Here is a 13,875-nt window from a genome sequence, read left to right on the forward strand (position 1 = left end):
ATTTTTGTAACGTGTTCTTGCATAATCGGCTGACCGCAGACGAGTCATTAGTCGCACGAGGGAGTGTGCACATATGTGTCTAATTTTAAAACAATCTACATGAAGCAATTATTTCTTGCCCGGAGTGCTCTCAACAAGCCTTGTTATCGTAACATTTATGTGTTTGTATGGATTACAATAAAAACAGCTTGTAGCAGAATTCGCGCAGACTATAATACGAAGATACTATGTGCTGTCTGCGTACTCTAATGAAAAAAGGCTACGCTTTGGGGAAGGAATGTATGGGAGCAGAGTTGAAAGCTGGAAAGCGTTATCGTTTTATACGAGAAATTGTGGAGACGCTGGCCCTTACTGTGTTGCTCTTTCTGGTCATCAATTTCGCGATCCAGAAGTTCGACGTTGTAGGGAAGAGTATGGAGTCGCGACTCCATAACCAGGAGAGCTTAATCGTCGATAAGGCAAGCTATCATTTTCGCGCGCCGGCGCGTGGTGATGTGGTGGTCTTTGTAGCGCCTCCACAGCCAACAGCGGACTATATCAAACGCGTTATTGCCGTACCAGGAGATGTGATTTCGGTCGACAATGGTGTGCCCACTGTAGATGGTGTACGCCTAAGTGAACCCTATGTCGATGCCAGGAACGCAGGGGCTTCCCCTACTGATAAACCTATACATAACCTGTTGATCCCACCAGGGTATTACTTTGTAATGGGGGATAACCGGGTTGATAGTTATGATTCACGCTCATGGGGATTGGTCCCGCGTGATAGCATAATCGGTCGTGCTATGCTAGTATACTGGCCGTTGCGAGCTGATAACGCGGGCTTTCTGCCCGATGTCTCTGATGTCTATGCTCAGGTGCGTCAACCCTCTAACACCAATGTTGCGAAGTAGCATTGGTGTTACGGCGAATAGTACTGTCTGGGGAGCCACGAACGGCATGAAACGACGATTCGTGGTATCCTTTTTGTATACTATATTGGCTTGCATTGATACATTTTGACATAGGTCTTTCGCTACATTACAGGATGAGGAATACCCTGTGTGGGGTCTCTGAGGGCGTACGATGCGCCACTACTGTTACTCCTTATAAGAAAACCAGAGCGCGCTCAAGCGGTGCCGTGCCCTCGAATGAGGGTTGGTTTTTACATAAGACCTTATTGAAGAGGAAAGCCCGTGGATGTAGAGCTTGATTTTGAGAAACGCTTTCGCTTAGTGCGAGAAATCATAGAAACGCTTGTTCTGACTATTTTGATGTTTCTGGTAATTCGCCTCGCGGTGCAGAACTTTAACATTGACGGCCATAGCATGGAGCCTACGTTTCACGATAAGCAGTTTATTTTTGTGGACAAGTGGTCCTATCTGATGCGCGCGCCGGCGCGTGGAGATGTGATCGTCTTCGCGGCCCCTCCTGAGCCATCTCAGGACTACATCAAGCGCGTTGTTGGTCTGCCTGGGGATGTCATCACCATTCAGGATACAGCCATCTTTATTAATGGGAAGGCGCTTAACACGGAGCCTTACGTTGATATCAGGATGCAGGGGAATCCCTATGCTCCTATCGTAAACATGGTTGTGCCCAATGGTACCTATTTTGTGCTGGGGGATAATCGTGCGGGAAGTTCCGATTCGCGCGCCTGGGGGTGTGTGCCGAGGCAGAATGTAGTTGGGCAGGCTGCTTTCGTATTCTGGCCCTTCGGGCAGGATAACTGGGGTCTGGTCAAAAACTACAATGCGGCCTTTGACCAGATACCCGCTACGTCGCCTAAGGTAAGTAATTCTACTACCTGCCCCTTGAAAGAAGCTGTTCCCGCGAGCACGAGCGCAGACACTCCAGCTATGCCAGTCCTGTCTCAGGCTGAGGCTCCTCTGGCTTTGCTCCTACCCACTTTGCTCGCAGGCTGGTGGTACTGGCAGCAGTGGAAGCCGCATCGCCAGCACTCAACCCCGAACGAGGAACAGCTTGAAGAATAGCCGGCTGTGCTCCAACTAGGCAATCTCAAGAACGAGATTGCCATTATTGAGCGTGATGCTCTTTATCTGGCGGTTTAGTTTCTTCTGAGCTTTGGCGAAGTATTTATCCATAAGTGTTGAGATATCATCAGGTGAAAGAATCAGCGCTATAGGTCCTTCTAGAGAGACATTTGTAGCGACGAGCTTTCCGTTTTGTACAGTTGGCAGCGTTGAGATCGCGGATGTGAAGCCATAAGTTGAGAAACTCAAGCGTACCTTATCGAGCGTGATCTGTGTATTGGGATTTTGCACTGGACCATTCTGCGGCAGATTGAGCACAACCATATTGTTGAGCGTATCCTGAGAGATGGTTTGAGGTGGGATGGGTACATTGATGCCGATAGGTAGTCCTGGGATACCAGTCAGATCGTTTGTATTGGATAGGTCTGGTACGCGATTTACGCTCTGGCTCATGGCCCGATCTAGTTGCTGAAGCGCCATATCATGGACATATGGACGCACGATAAAGGTCCAGGCTCCCGCTAAGAGAAGCACCAGGAGGACCAGAACTGATAGGCAACCGAGTGCCCAACCGCGTCGACGTCGGCGTGGCTTTCCCTGGTTGGGTGCTTGCTCTTGTGTATGTACAGCGACATTCTGTGGCATATTTCTCTCTCCTGCTGAATTGTCTTGATATTGAGGAAACGTAGCAGGAGGGCCAGATGGAGACACAGAACGTTGTTGCATGAACTCCTGGTAAGGGGATGCTGGCTGCTGTTGAGCGGCGGGACCAGGAGGGAACATACCGGGCGTAGGAATCTGACCCGCTGGTACGGTCTGGTCAACGCTTGGTGCGGGGCCAGAGCGCGGCCAGGCGGCAGGCGGAGTCGCGCCAAGCGTGGTTCCACAACGAGGGCAAAAGCGCGCCCGATCTTCTAGCGGCGCATTACACTGTCGACAATTCATCAAATCCTCGCTTTGAGCTATGTAATCAAGAAGGCATTGGCGAACGAGTAAATGTTTAAGCACAGCATAGCACATCGCATGTGGCTTGTCTGTTACCAGGTTAACGTTCTCGGCGTAAGATCTCATCCATCGAGTGAATAATGGTCTGTCGCATCTCCTTGTCGCGTTCGATGACCTCTGCTACCTGCGCGATAAGTGCCTGCTCTTGCTCCTTGGGAAGGTCGTAACCATATTGTTGGTGTACGGCGACCGCCGCGCCGCGCTGAATCTTCTCGTCGTCGCTGAGATTGAGTGGAGGGAGCGCTTGTACAGCACGTTGTTCAGTAGTGCCGGGAGGGCTATCCCCAAGCAAAGGCTTCAAGCCGTTAGCCGCGAAGGGAACATCACTCCCAATAAGATGAGCTGAGTGAGGGGTCGCGCGGTCGATATGCACTACGATTGTTTGGTTCTCTTCCTGCGTCGCCGTAATTGTGCCTTCCAGGTAGATTACTTCCGGGGCGCCCCAGAAGACACGCTCGCCATTATGAAGATTCATCTCTCTCCCTTCCATATTACTGTTTGGTTGCCTGTACTCTGCCTTTCTTTATCATCATTCTTCTATGCATATACGCTCCATAGCAAAGGAGGGTTCCACGCTCCCATATGAGGAGCGTGCGCTGAACAGGCCAATTTCGCCTTTAATAGAGCATTGGAAAGCCCTGCGAATCAAGTAAAAGATATTGTGGAGAAACACAATATATGGTATCTTTATGCAGGAGCGGGCAGCAGAGAACGGCACACACATTGATTCTCATCTTCTAGTAGCGCGAACCGGGCAGCGAGCCTGGCACGATCTTATAATAGATCTTAGAGCGCCCTCTATAGCGGCAAAGAGAGCGCGACGAACTCGTATCTAATTTTTATTCCCTCGAAAGATGATTCGCGCCCACCTCGGGGCGCATGACCGTGTTTAAGGGCACGTTTGCAGATAACACACATATGCACGAAAAAAGTTTAACGACGCTCGAATATCCCAAAATTCTTGCCAAGGTAGCACACGAGGCTGCCTTTTCCGCCAGCAAAGAGCTCGTCCTGGCCCTGACACCCACGCCTGATCTAGAAGAGGCGCGGAGGCGTCAGGCATATACAACCGAGGCTGTGCGCCTGATTGACCTGCATCCGGATGCGGGTGTACGGGGCGCGCACGATATTCGCCAACTCCTGGTGCGTACCTCACGCGAGGGCGTTTTAGCCCCTGCGGACCTGGTAGAGGTTATGGAAACGGTGCGTAGCTCCCTGTATGTCGCGCGCATGCTCGACAAACTGGAGCCAAACTTGTATCCCTTGCTTCGGGCGCTTGGCGCGGATATCCCTCAGAGGCCGCAGATTGTGCGCCGCATTGAGGAGACGGTAAGCGAAGAAGGAGAGGTACTGGATACCGCCAGTCCCACGCTGCGTAAGCTTCGCTTCGATATCCGAGGCGCGAACCAGCGTCTACAGGACCGCTTGCGTACACTCGTCAATGAGTATAGTAAGGCATTACAGGAACCGATCATTACCATGCGTAATGATCGCTATGTGATTCCTGTGCGTGCTGAGAGCCGGGGACAGGTGCGTGGTATCGTTCACGACCAGTCGTCAAGTGGCGCGACCGTTTTCATTGAACCGATGGTGGTTGTCGAACTTAACAATCGCATCCGTGAATTGCAGGTTGAGGAGCGCCATGAAATTGAGCGCATCCTACGCGTCCTCTCGGGTGAGATTGGAAACGAAGCCGAGTCCCTCAAGGTTGCGGTCGAGATCCTGGCTGAGTTTGATACCTACCTGGCAAAAGCACGTTATGCGCGTATGACCCGCGCTAGCGAGCCGATCCTGAATGTCGAGGGGCGTATCGATCTGCACAATGCACGGCATCCCTTGCTGACTGGCAAGGTCGTTCCCACCAACTTCCATATGGGAAAAGACTTCCATATGGTCGTCATAACGGGACCCAACACCGGCGGTAAGACGGTAGCCCTCAAGACGGTGGGCCTGCTGACGCTGATGGCGCAGTCGGGGATGCACATCCCCGCAGATGAGCGCTCAGAGGTAGCCGTCTTTGAAGATGTGCTGGCGGACATCGGAGATGAGCAGAGTATTGAGCAGAGTCTAAGTACCTTCTCATCACATATGAGCCGTATCATCGACATCCTGCACCGCGTCGAGACCATCCAGAAAGAAGGGATTCCTGACATTCATGGCAAACTGGCGGAAACACTGGTGAAACGTCAGAACCGCCATATGCTGGTGCTCTTCGACGAGCTAGGCGCGGGTACTGATCCCAGTGAGGGCTCCGCCCTGGCGCGAGCTATTCTGACCTATCTGCTTGAGCACCATGTCTCAACGGTCGCGACCACGCACTATACCGAACTCAAGGCTTTTGCTTATGAGCAGCCGGGCGCGGTCAATGCCTCCGTCGAATTCAATGTCGAGACCCTCTCGCCAACCTATAAGTTGAGTATTGGTCTCCCAGGTCGGAGTAATGCCCTGGCAATCGCGACGCGCCTGGGCCTGGATGAGGCGATCATCGAGAGTAGTCGCCAATTCCTGGGGAGCTCTGGTGTACGCATGGAGAGCCTGCTAGAAGGGTTGCAAAGCGACCGCAAGGCGGCCTCTGACGAGCGCTACCATCTGAGCCTTGAACGGGCTGAGGCCGAGTATCAGCGCAAGCAGCTCCAAGAGGAGCGACGCAACCTGGAAGAGGAACGTGTCAGGATTATCAACCAGGCACGTGCTCAGGCTCGCCGCGAACTCGACGAGGTGCAGAGCAAGCTTGGGAAGATCAGGGCCACGACCACGCGGGATTCCATCTCGCGCGAGAAGCTAAATCAGGTACGCGATACAGCGCGCCGCCTGGAAGACAAGGTTACACTGCTACCCGAGCCAGCGCAACCGCGTCGCGAGGATCCAAGCGTCCAGCGTCTTGACGGTCCCTTGCAGGTAGGCGATACCGTGCGTGTACTCAGCTTTGGACAGCTCGCTGAACTTGTTGGGCTCTCAGCGGACCATAGTTCGGCGGAGGTGCAGATGGGAGCTATGCGCTTCCGCGTTGATGTGGACAACATCGAACGTGTAAGCAAGCGCCAGGCGAAGGAGAGCGAGAAGAGCAAGGCGCGTACCAGCAGTTCATCTGGCATTGTGATTCCTCGCTACGAGGATCGCCCACCAGTCGACATGCAGATTGACATGCGCGGCTGGCGCGTTGAGGACGCGCTAGAAGAGCTTGAGACCTATCTCAACAACGCAACTATGGCGGGACTGCCCTTTGTGCGTATCCTGCATGGTAAAGGAACTGGCGCGCTGCGTTCAGCGGTTCGCCAGCAACTCTCGCACCATCCCCTGGTCAAGTCGTTCAATTCCGCCTTGCCCCAGGAGGGCGGTGACGGCGTTACCGTTGCCAAATTGGGAGCGTAAGATACTGTAGAACAATGAGGGGGTATCGGAAGTGTCGCAAGTGCTTCTGATGCCCCTTGTCTGATTTCAAGCATATCTAGCAGTGAGCGCTACTTTGTGTTACTCTGTATTCGGCAGATGGTGACGTCCGGCGGGCGGAACTCAAATCGGGCCATGTTCGTGCTATACATTGAAATCACGCATATCACCATTGAGGTGAGTGTAGAGCGAAGGAGTATTTATAGCGTTTATGGATAGTCGATTTGATAGGGTAAAGGATTACGGTCAGCGCGGCTGGAAGGCCGGACTGACTGAGCTTGGTGGCTTCCGCAAATTTATCTTACGCGGCAACGTCGTCGACCTGGCGGTTGGCGTCGTCATTGGGGCCGCGTTCACTGCTGTTGTCGAAGGGCTGGTTAAGGACTTCTTGCAGCCGGTAATTGGCCTTGTGCTGGCTGCGTTTGGCTATCAGGACAACCTCAAGTCGGCAGTGTGGCCCAATCCTATTGTGAATAAAGCGGGCTTTCATGGGCAGTTCTTTTCCTATGGCGATTTTATAGGAGCGATAATTACCTTCTTACTTACGGCGCTTGTGCTCTATTTCTTTGTGGTGCGGCCAATTACCGCCTTGCAGGATCGCTTCACCCCGAAGAGGGAGCCGGAAGAGCCTATCACACGCGAGTGTCCATACTGCATTAGTACTATCCCCTTACGAGCCACACGCTGCGCATATTGTACGGCCCAATTGCCTCCGGCTGAAGAGAATGAGGCAGTTGCCGCGCGATCCTGAGCATAGCTTTCTGCTACTCTGCTTGCACGTTAAGGTACTCTAACTGTATACTTGCCTATGGATATTGGAAGTAGTAACACGACGGAGGGGCTGATCTAAGTCCTTATGCGAAAACTAACACCGCAGTCGCGCTCAGGTTTTCGAAGAAGGAGAAGGTCTTATGCGAAAACCAACGCCGCTCTCGCGGCTAGCGCAGTCGCGCTCAGGTTTTCGAAGAAGGAGTAAGTTACCTACGCGTGCTGAAGAGGGGTATGCCAGGTGAGATAGTTTCCTGGCGGCCCCTATATTCTTGCGAAAAGCATTAGAGAGACAGAGGAGAGATCGCTCATGTCGTCAACATCTGAGCCTATACGCCTGGAAGATCGCGTTCGCGACATTCAGGATTTTCCGCAGCCGGGTGTCCTGTTCAAAGACATCACCCCTATGCTCCAGGATGGACCATCCTTTCATGCCGCGATGGAGCGCCTGGCAGCCCATTACGCCGGGGCTGGTGTTGAGGCTGTGGTAGGAGTGGAGTCACGTGGTTTTATCTTTGGCGCACCACTGGCGTATCTGCTCAATTGTGGTTTTGTGCCTGTGCGCAAGTTTGGTAAGCTCCCGGCGGAAACCATTAACGTCGAGTACGCGTTGGAGTATGGCACAAATATTGTCGAGATTCACAAGGATGCCATTAAACCTGGACAGCGTGTCTTGATCGTAGACGATCTGTTGGCGACGGGAGGCACGGTCTCCGCTGCTGTCGAGTTGATTGAGAAGTTGGGTGGGCACATTGCGGGTATTGCTTTCCTGGTTGAATTGAGCTACTTGAAGGGGCGTGAGCACCTGCAAGACCATGATGTGTTTGCGCTCATCAAGTACTAGTTCTACGCTCGCTAAAGAGAAGCATCGCAGTATAACAATATGGGTAGAAGACAGAAAACGCCTGAACGTTTTCTGTCTTCTACCCATATTGATTTGCATAAATCAGCCTTCCCAACCATACCAGGTCGTCTTGCTTTCGATGGGGGTTGGGCGTCGCTCCAGACGTGGGATAGCGGGATAACCAAGGTAGATGAAGGCAACTATATGGTCCTCTGGCTCGACGCCGAGCCAATGTTTCACCTGATCGTCATAAGCCGCCTCACCTGTACGCCAGATCGCCGCCAGTCCTAGCTCTTCCGTTACCAGGAGCATATTCTGGACTGCCGCTGAGGTCGCCTCTACATTCTCTATGTCCAAAGCATATTCCAGGCGCGGAAACTCCGAGATAACAGCGATAATCACAGGAGCGCGTAAAGGCTTGCGTTCCTCCTGTTCGAGTTGGCTTTGTACTTGAGTAAGGGGAACGTCTCCCATACGCGAGAGGAGGGCATCTTGCATGATTTGCCCTAGTTCGATACGGGCTTCACCAGCTAGAACAATGAATTTCCATGGCTCGACGCGGTGGTGATTTGGTGCGTGAGTGGCTGCTTCAAGGATGTATTCGATCTGCTGGCGGGTTGGCATCTGGTCTGTCATTTTACTGATGCTCCGCCGCCTCCTTATGATATTCATTACACTTGTATCTGTCATTGTGCTTGCTATCTCTTCTGCGCTATGGCCTATCATCACAATAATGCTTGCCAGCTTGTATTATTAACGTTGTATGGTTTGATTTTTAGATATTATATGCTATGTACACGCTTGCTGCGTAGCTCGACAATAGGAGGCTAGGCGGTAAATAGATCTATGCTACAAAATTGATGCATGATATCGTCTACTATGCGTATGAAAACACATTTTGTGGTATGGAGGTTGAATTGAATAATTATCCACAGGAAAACCCGCAATATCCCCAGCAGCCCGCCTATGGGCAACCGTATCCCCAGCAAGGCTCACTACCGAATTACCCACCTCAGCCAGGTATGATGCCACCGCCCTATCCGCCTCAGCAGCCACCGAAGAAGAAGGGCAGAGGTTGGCTTATTGGTTGTGGTGTTCTGGTCGTTGTACTCGTCGCATGTGGCATTATTGGTGCGTTTGTAATGCGCAGTGGCAGTACAACCGCAAGTTCGAACAAGAGTACCGCGACTACGCCAAGTACTGACCAGGCAACCGCAACAACGAAGGCGACGAGTTGGAAGACAACTCATGAATTTAGCGGAAATGGGACAAAAAAGACCGAAGAGTTTACTGTTAGCGATACTTGGAAGATCAAGTGGACGTGTAATGGTGGAGATTATGGCGCGGTTTTCTTCGTCAATGTTTATGCTGATGGGACTCTCAGTGATAGTGCTGTGAATGCCCAATGCAAAGCAGGCAAACCCACAGAGGATGAGACAATAGAGCATCGGGGCGGAAAAGTCTATCTCGACATCAATGCAGGGGTCGAATGGTCTATAGAGGTACAGGAGCAGGTATAGTATCCTTACTAGGCAGCGCAATTTGCCCTGCATCATGCAGGGCAAATTGCGCGTACCTACTCTACTTTCCATTCGTTATTGGCCCAATCAGCGTGGGGCATGCCGCGCTCGGTAGAGATGGTGAGGAAGCGCTGGACGTCGAAGGGTGTGCGACGCAGGTCGGCGCTTAGATGTTTTCCTTCAAGCGTGAGAATGGCGTATTCTGCCCAGGGAGGATTGCGGACCTCCGTCAAAGGGGAGACGCGATCCATTGCCAGACCAATGCTACCTGGATTGAGGATCAGTTTATCGCGATAGCGCCGCCAGAGTTGAGCATGAGTATGGCCACCGACGAGGATGGTCGCAGGGGTCTCGCCGAAGATGGCGTCAAGTTCCGTCTCGCTGGTGGTATCAAGGATACGCTCGCTGTAGGAGCGTGGTGAGCCGTGGTACGCGAGGAGCAGGTGTGGTGGCGCGAGTGGAAGGAGGAGCGATGGTTGGAAAGAGCGGATAAAGGTTCGGTGTTCTTCGCTGAGTTGTTCCACACACCACAGATCGATATCCTGGCAGCGCTGGGCAAAGGGCGTGGTATGTTCTTTGACCTGGGGTGAGAGGAGCCAATCATCGGTATTGCCCATAATGACAGGGCCGTTGAGCAACCTGATAGCGTCCAGTGTCTCGCACGGTTGGGGGCCGCTTGCCGCTACGTCTCCAAGGCACACATACTGGTCGATGTGCTCATGAGCCAGTTCATTGAGCACGGCCTCCAGGGCCGGTAGATTGCCGTGAATGTCCGAGAGAAGTGCTATGCGCATCGTACCATCCTTTCACGGTCTCCGTTGTCATATGAAATGTGAGAGAAGGGGACGAGCAGGCTAAAGCTCTGAGCCTCCATATGAGGTGAGGGCTTTAGCCTGCTTTGAGTTGGTTACTCTCCGGCCTTGAGTACTTTGGTATTGTCGCTCTTGAGCAGATTCTCCTCGACGCCGAGCGAGGGGAGGATTTGAGCCTGTGCCTGTGTGTTTAGTGGCAGACCCCAGAGCTTGATGAAGCCCAGGGCGGCGTTATGATCGAACTGATCGCCGCTATCATAGGTCGCCAGTCCGAGGCTGTAGAGCGAGTGGTCCGACTTGCGTCCGACAACGGCGCAATGGCCGCGTGAGAGCTTCATACGAATCGTGCCACTGACGAAGCGCTGTGTGCTCTGTACATAGGAGGCAAGATCCTGGTGAAGCGCGCTATACCACTGCCCATTGTAGATGAGGCGTGCGTATTCACCCGCCACAATCTCTTTGAATCGTGTCTGGTCGCGGCTAAGGGTCAGACCCTCAAGCGCCTGGTGCGCGGCGTGCAGCACCACAGCGGCAGGTGCTTCGTAAATCTCGCGTGACTTGATACCAACCAGGCGGTTTTCGATATGGTCGATACGCCCGATGCCGTAGGCTCCAGCAAGGCGATTTAATTGCTCAACCATCTCGAAGCCTTCCTGTTCCTCACCGTTGATCGCGACCGGAACGCCGTTCTCGAAGGTAATCTCGATGTAAGTTGGCTCTTTGGCATCCATCGTGTCAGGATCGTTGGTCCAGGCGTAAACATCGGCTGGCGGCTCGGCCCAGGGATCTTCCAACACGCCACACTCGATGCTGCGGCCCCACAGGTTCTGGTCAACGGAATAGGGGCTGGCGCTGGTGACCTGGATTGGAATGTTGTTCTCTGCTGCGTAGGCTATCTCGTTGTCACGCGTCATGCTCCACTCGCGCACGGGCGCGATGATCTTGAGGTCTGGCGCGAGGGTATTGATTGAGACGTCGAAGCGCACCTGATCATTGCCCTTGCCGGTGCAGCCGTGGGCGACCGCGACGGCTCCTTCCTGGCGCGCGACCTCGACCAGCAGGCGTGCGATCAGAGGACGCGCCAGGGCGGTCGCGAGGGGATACTGTCCCTCATAGATGGCTCCAGCCTGGAGGGCAGGCCAGACAAAATAGCGCACGAAATCAGAGCGACCATCTACGACCAAGGCCTTGACCGCGCCAATCTTGCGCGCGCGCTCGGCAATGGCTGAGAGATCACGCTCATTACCTACATCAATTGTCAGCGCGATCACGTCCAGGCCGTACTTCTCTTTAATCCAGCGAATGGCGACGGAGGTATCCAGGCCGCCCGAGTATGCGAGTACCACAGTTCCCATGATTACTTTATCTCCATAATTGCTACGTGGTCGGAACCGACCAGGGTTTGAATGGCCTGTTGGAAGGCCTGGGCTTTCTGCTTCCAGGTTGTCTGAGCCTGCTCAAGGCGCTGCTGCGCCTGTTCGATACCAAGATTGCCCGCGCCACCAAGATGATTGCGGGCGTGCAAACGCTCTACAAGTTGTTCTTTGCTTTCTACGGGGAATGGAGTCTTGCTATCGAGTTGAGCTGTGACCTCTTTACCCACAATGCGGTACGCATCGCGGAAGGGGAGCTGTCCATCGTGTGCCATCTCATAGGCGCGGTCGGCGGCGAAGAGCTCAAAGGTGCAGGCGGCAACAGCCTTCTCAACATCAACATCCATGTGACTGACGATCAGTTCGCTAATTTCCAGGGCTTCCTGTACAAGATCCAGGGCCTCCATGAAGGGACGCTTCGTCTCCTGATAATCCATATTGAAACCGGAGGGCAGACCTGTCGTAATGCCAAGGATCTGCTGCTGAAGAGCGAGCATTGTTTGCGCTCGCGCGCGAACCAGTTCCATGACACCCAGGTTTCGTTTCTGAGGCATAATGCTGCTCCCCGCGCAAAGCTCCTGGGGGATATGGAGGAAGCCATACTCGACAGTCGTGTAGAGCAACATATCCTGTGCCAGCTTGCTCAGGTCAAGCATAATCTGCGTGAGCACCTGGACGATTGCTCCCTCGGTCTTGCCGCGACTGTTCTGAGCATAGATCACATTGTTTTGAACCCGCGCGAAGCCTAGCTTGTCAGCCACAAACTGGCGATCAATGGGCAGGGGTACACCATAGCCAGCGGCGGAGCCAAGGGGCGACTGATCATTGAGCTCGTAGGTGCTTGCTAGCAAGCGCTCATCATCTAGCAATGATTCCGCGAAAGAAGCGCTCCACGAGCCTACAGAAGAGAGCATCCCGCGCTGCATATGGGTATAGCCTGGCAGAGGTGTATCCTGATGTTTGTGTGAGAAGGTCAATAGAGCCTGGCAGAGCGCGAAGAGCTTTTCGCTGACCTGGTGTAGCTGCTCCTTACCATAGAGGCGAAGATCTACGAGTACCTGATCGTTGCGGGAGCGTGCGGTATGGACTTTTTTGCCTGCCGCGCCAGCGTAGGCGGAAAGGTAGTTCTCGATGCTGGTATGCACATCCTCGTCGGAGAGCGAGATATGGAACTGTTTTTCAGCATCCAGCGCAAGAATGGAGCAGAGAGCTTCATGAAGTGCCTGATGCTCTTGCTCATCAAGCATGCCAATCTTATGCAGCATCGCCGCGTGCGCGAGCGAGCCCCAGACATCATGGCGTACGAGGCGAGCGTCGAGGATGCTATTCTGCGCGCCCTCATAGCGCTCAACCAGTTCGTTCATGCTATAGTCTTTTTGCCATAGTTTGGTCACGTTGCTTATCGTCCTTCCTGGGTATTATCTGCCAGATGCTCACTGCATATGATTACCTCATATGGAAGGCCGCGCAGAGATATGGTTGGGGCGGATGCATCAGGTAGATTGGATCGTTCGAGGTCGCGGTGTAATGAAAATTGGCCTGATATGGTGGAAGTTTTGTATTCACCAGCGAAGGCGAGAGCAAGCATTTGTCTCTGGGGTATATCTACAGAGCTGGCTTTGTGGAGTGCCAGCGCGTTCTGATCGGCGCTTGCCTGGATAGAATAGGTCTGCTGGTTGTATACCATCGTGCGTAACTCCTTCAAACTGAAAGCTTGTCTGGAAGGAGTAGCGGTGATCCTTGCCGATAACCTGCCCCTTCCGTCACATTTGAAGAAGGGACGAGTGTGTAAGGAAACCCCTTGAATACACCCGTGGTGCCACCCTATTTGTCTTTCCTTCGAAATGGCTGTGAGCAACGATGGAGCACTCACCGCCCTACGACGATGTAGCGAAGCCTTGAAAGACCACTTTTCTGGTTATGTGCCGCGTGGTAACCATCCACTCAACCTACTTACCTCTCGCATGGCTGCGAACGATTTTCTTCGGTCGACCGCTCACGAAGGCGTTCGAGGAGTGCTCTGCCGTTCCGAACTTCCACTCTGCATCGGATCGCTGTTGGCTGCTGCTTCTGTACTTCTTTCGCTCAACGCGGGTCAGACTAATCATCTATGATAATCATACTATATCGTGATAGCTATATATCATCATAGATAGCTTGTGATAGTAATTGATAGCTATGATACAAGCC

General features: G+C 53.1%; 14 protein-coding genes. 7 read left to right on the forward strand and 7 right to left on the reverse strand.

All coding sequences use genetic code 11. The features are described 5' to 3' along the window. Nucleotides 1-281: 281 nt before the first annotated feature. Nucleotides 282-893, forward strand: a complete 612-nt coding sequence (lepB, locus tag K3T82_RS15330; RefSeq protein WP_220194309.1) for a signal peptidase I — start codon at nucleotides 282-284, stop codon at nucleotides 891-893. 282 nt (nucleotides 894-1,175) lie between these two features. Then, nucleotides 1,176-1,973, forward strand: a complete 798-nt coding sequence (gene lepB / locus K3T82_RS15335; protein ID WP_220194310.1) for a signal peptidase I — start codon at nucleotides 1,176-1,178, stop codon at nucleotides 1,971-1,973. Nucleotides 1,974-1,988: 15 nt separating this feature from the next. Here lepB (K3T82_RS15335) and K3T82_RS15340 read toward each other — a convergent pair whose 3' ends face one another. Both K3T82_RS15340 and K3T82_RS15345 read right to left on the reverse strand, forming a co-directional pair. Further along, the gene (locus tag K3T82_RS15340; protein ID WP_220194311.1) at nucleotides 1,989-2,918 is read right to left on the reverse strand and encodes a zinc ribbon domain-containing protein; all 930 of its coding nucleotides are present in this window, start codon (nucleotides 2,916-2,918) and stop codon (nucleotides 1,989-1,991) included. Between the two features lie 100 nt (nucleotides 2,919-3,018). Next, on the reverse strand, nucleotides 3,019-3,453 hold the full coding sequence (locus K3T82_RS15345; RefSeq protein ID WP_220194312.1) for a hypothetical protein: 435 nt from the start codon (nucleotides 3,451-3,453) through the stop codon (nucleotides 3,019-3,021). Nucleotides 3,454-3,896: 443 nt separating this feature from the next. Here K3T82_RS15345 and K3T82_RS15350 point away from each other — a divergent pair, with 443 nt between their 5' ends. The 3 genes from K3T82_RS15350 to K3T82_RS15360 all read left to right on the forward strand — a co-directional run bounded on the left by K3T82_RS15350 (nucleotide 3,897) and on the right by K3T82_RS15360 (nucleotide 7,980). Then, nucleotides 3,897-6,350, forward strand: a complete 2,454-nt coding sequence (locus K3T82_RS15350) for an endonuclease MutS2 (protein ID WP_220194313.1) — start codon at nucleotides 3,897-3,899, stop codon at nucleotides 6,348-6,350. A gap of 229 nt (nucleotides 6,351-6,579) precedes the next feature. Next, nucleotides 6,580-7,119 (forward strand): large conductance mechanosensitive channel protein MscL, encoded by a 540-nt coding sequence (gene mscL, locus K3T82_RS15355; RefSeq protein ID WP_220194314.1) that lies wholly within the window; start codon nucleotides 6,580-6,582, stop codon nucleotides 7,117-7,119. A 348-nt stretch (nucleotides 7,120-7,467) separates the two neighbouring features. Then, on the forward strand, nucleotides 7,468-7,980 hold the full coding sequence (locus tag K3T82_RS15360) for an adenine phosphoribosyltransferase (protein ID WP_220195125.1): 513 nt from the start codon (nucleotides 7,468-7,470) through the stop codon (nucleotides 7,978-7,980). 102 nt (nucleotides 7,981-8,082) lie between these two features. Here K3T82_RS15360 and K3T82_RS15365 read toward each other — a convergent pair whose 3' ends face one another. Then, a complete protein-coding gene (locus K3T82_RS15365; RefSeq protein ID WP_220194315.1) occupies nucleotides 8,083-8,670 on the reverse strand; it encodes a nitroreductase family protein in 588 nt (195 codons plus the stop codon). 227 nt (nucleotides 8,671-8,897) lie between these two features. Here K3T82_RS15365 and K3T82_RS15370 point away from each other — a divergent pair, with 227 nt between their 5' ends. Further along, on the forward strand, nucleotides 8,898-9,500 hold the full coding sequence (locus tag K3T82_RS15370; protein ID WP_220194316.1) for a hypothetical protein: 603 nt from the start codon (nucleotides 8,898-8,900) through the stop codon (nucleotides 9,498-9,500). Nucleotides 9,501-9,556: 56 nt separating this feature from the next. Here K3T82_RS15370 and K3T82_RS15375 read toward each other — a convergent pair whose 3' ends face one another. From K3T82_RS15375 to K3T82_RS15390, 4 genes are all read right to left on the reverse strand, one after another. Further along, a complete protein-coding gene (locus K3T82_RS15375; RefSeq protein WP_220194317.1) occupies nucleotides 9,557-10,294 on the reverse strand; it encodes a metallophosphoesterase family protein in 738 nt (245 codons plus the stop codon). 113 nt (nucleotides 10,295-10,407) lie between these two features. Then, nucleotides 10,408-11,667: an argininosuccinate synthase gene (locus tag K3T82_RS15380; RefSeq protein WP_220194318.1), complete on the reverse strand. Its 1,260-nt coding sequence runs from the start codon at nucleotides 11,665-11,667 to the stop codon at nucleotides 10,408-10,410. Nucleotides 11,668-11,669: 2 nt separating this feature from the next. Then, nucleotides 11,670-13,079 (reverse strand): argininosuccinate lyase, encoded by a 1,410-nt coding sequence (gene argH, locus K3T82_RS15385; RefSeq protein WP_220194319.1) that lies wholly within the window; start codon nucleotides 13,077-13,079, stop codon nucleotides 11,670-11,672. A gap of 5 nt (nucleotides 13,080-13,084) precedes the next feature. After that, nucleotides 13,085-13,372 (reverse strand): hypothetical protein, encoded by a 288-nt coding sequence (locus K3T82_RS15390; RefSeq protein ID WP_220194320.1) that lies wholly within the window; start codon nucleotides 13,370-13,372, stop codon nucleotides 13,085-13,087. Between the two features lie 163 nt (nucleotides 13,373-13,535). On the opposite strand from K3T82_RS15390, the gene K3T82_RS15395 reads away from it, so the two are divergent. Then, nucleotides 13,536-13,799: a hypothetical protein gene (locus K3T82_RS15395; RefSeq protein WP_220194321.1), complete on the forward strand. Its 264-nt coding sequence runs from the start codon at nucleotides 13,536-13,538 to the stop codon at nucleotides 13,797-13,799. Nucleotides 13,800-13,875: the final 76 nt, after the last annotated feature.

This window comes from Ktedonospora formicarum (assembly GCF_016587355.1).
Classification (GTDB): domain Bacteria; phylum Chloroflexota; class Ktedonobacteria; order Ktedonobacterales; family Ktedonobacteraceae; genus Ktedonobacter; species Ktedonobacter formicarum.

Bases quoted from the DNA above. Each gene is read 5' to 3' on its own strand.
- K3T82_RS15375 (WP_220194317.1), bottom strand. From the start codon at position 10,294: ATGCGCATAGCACTTCTCTCGGACATTCACGGCAATCTACCGGCCCTG.
- mscL (WP_220194314.1), top strand. From the start codon at position 6,580: ATGGATAGTCGATTTGATAGGGTAAAGGATTACGGTCAGCGCGGCTGG.
- K3T82_RS15390 (WP_220194320.1), bottom strand. From the start codon at position 13,372: ATGGTATACAACCAGCAGACCTATTCTATCCAGGCAAGCGCCGATCAG.
- lepB (WP_220194309.1), top strand. From the start codon at position 282: ATGGGAGCAGAGTTGAAAGCTGGAAAGCGTTATCGTTTTATACGAGAA.
- K3T82_RS15380 (WP_220194318.1), bottom strand. From the start codon at position 11,667: ATGGGAACTGTGGTACTCGCATACTCGGGCGGCCTGGATACCTCCGTC.
- K3T82_RS15345 (WP_220194312.1), bottom strand. From the start codon at position 3,453: ATGAATCTTCATAATGGCGAGCGTGTCTTCTGGGGCGCCCCGGAAGTA.
- K3T82_RS15350 (WP_220194313.1), top strand. From the start codon at position 3,897: ATGCACGAAAAAAGTTTAACGACGCTCGAATATCCCAAAATTCTTGCC.
- K3T82_RS15340 (WP_220194311.1), bottom strand. From the start codon at position 2,918: ATGAATTGTCGACAGTGTAATGCGCCGCTAGAAGATCGGGCGCGCTTT.
- K3T82_RS15365 (WP_220194315.1), bottom strand. From the start codon at position 8,670: ATGACAGATACAAGTGTAATGAATATCATAAGGAGGCGGCGGAGCATC.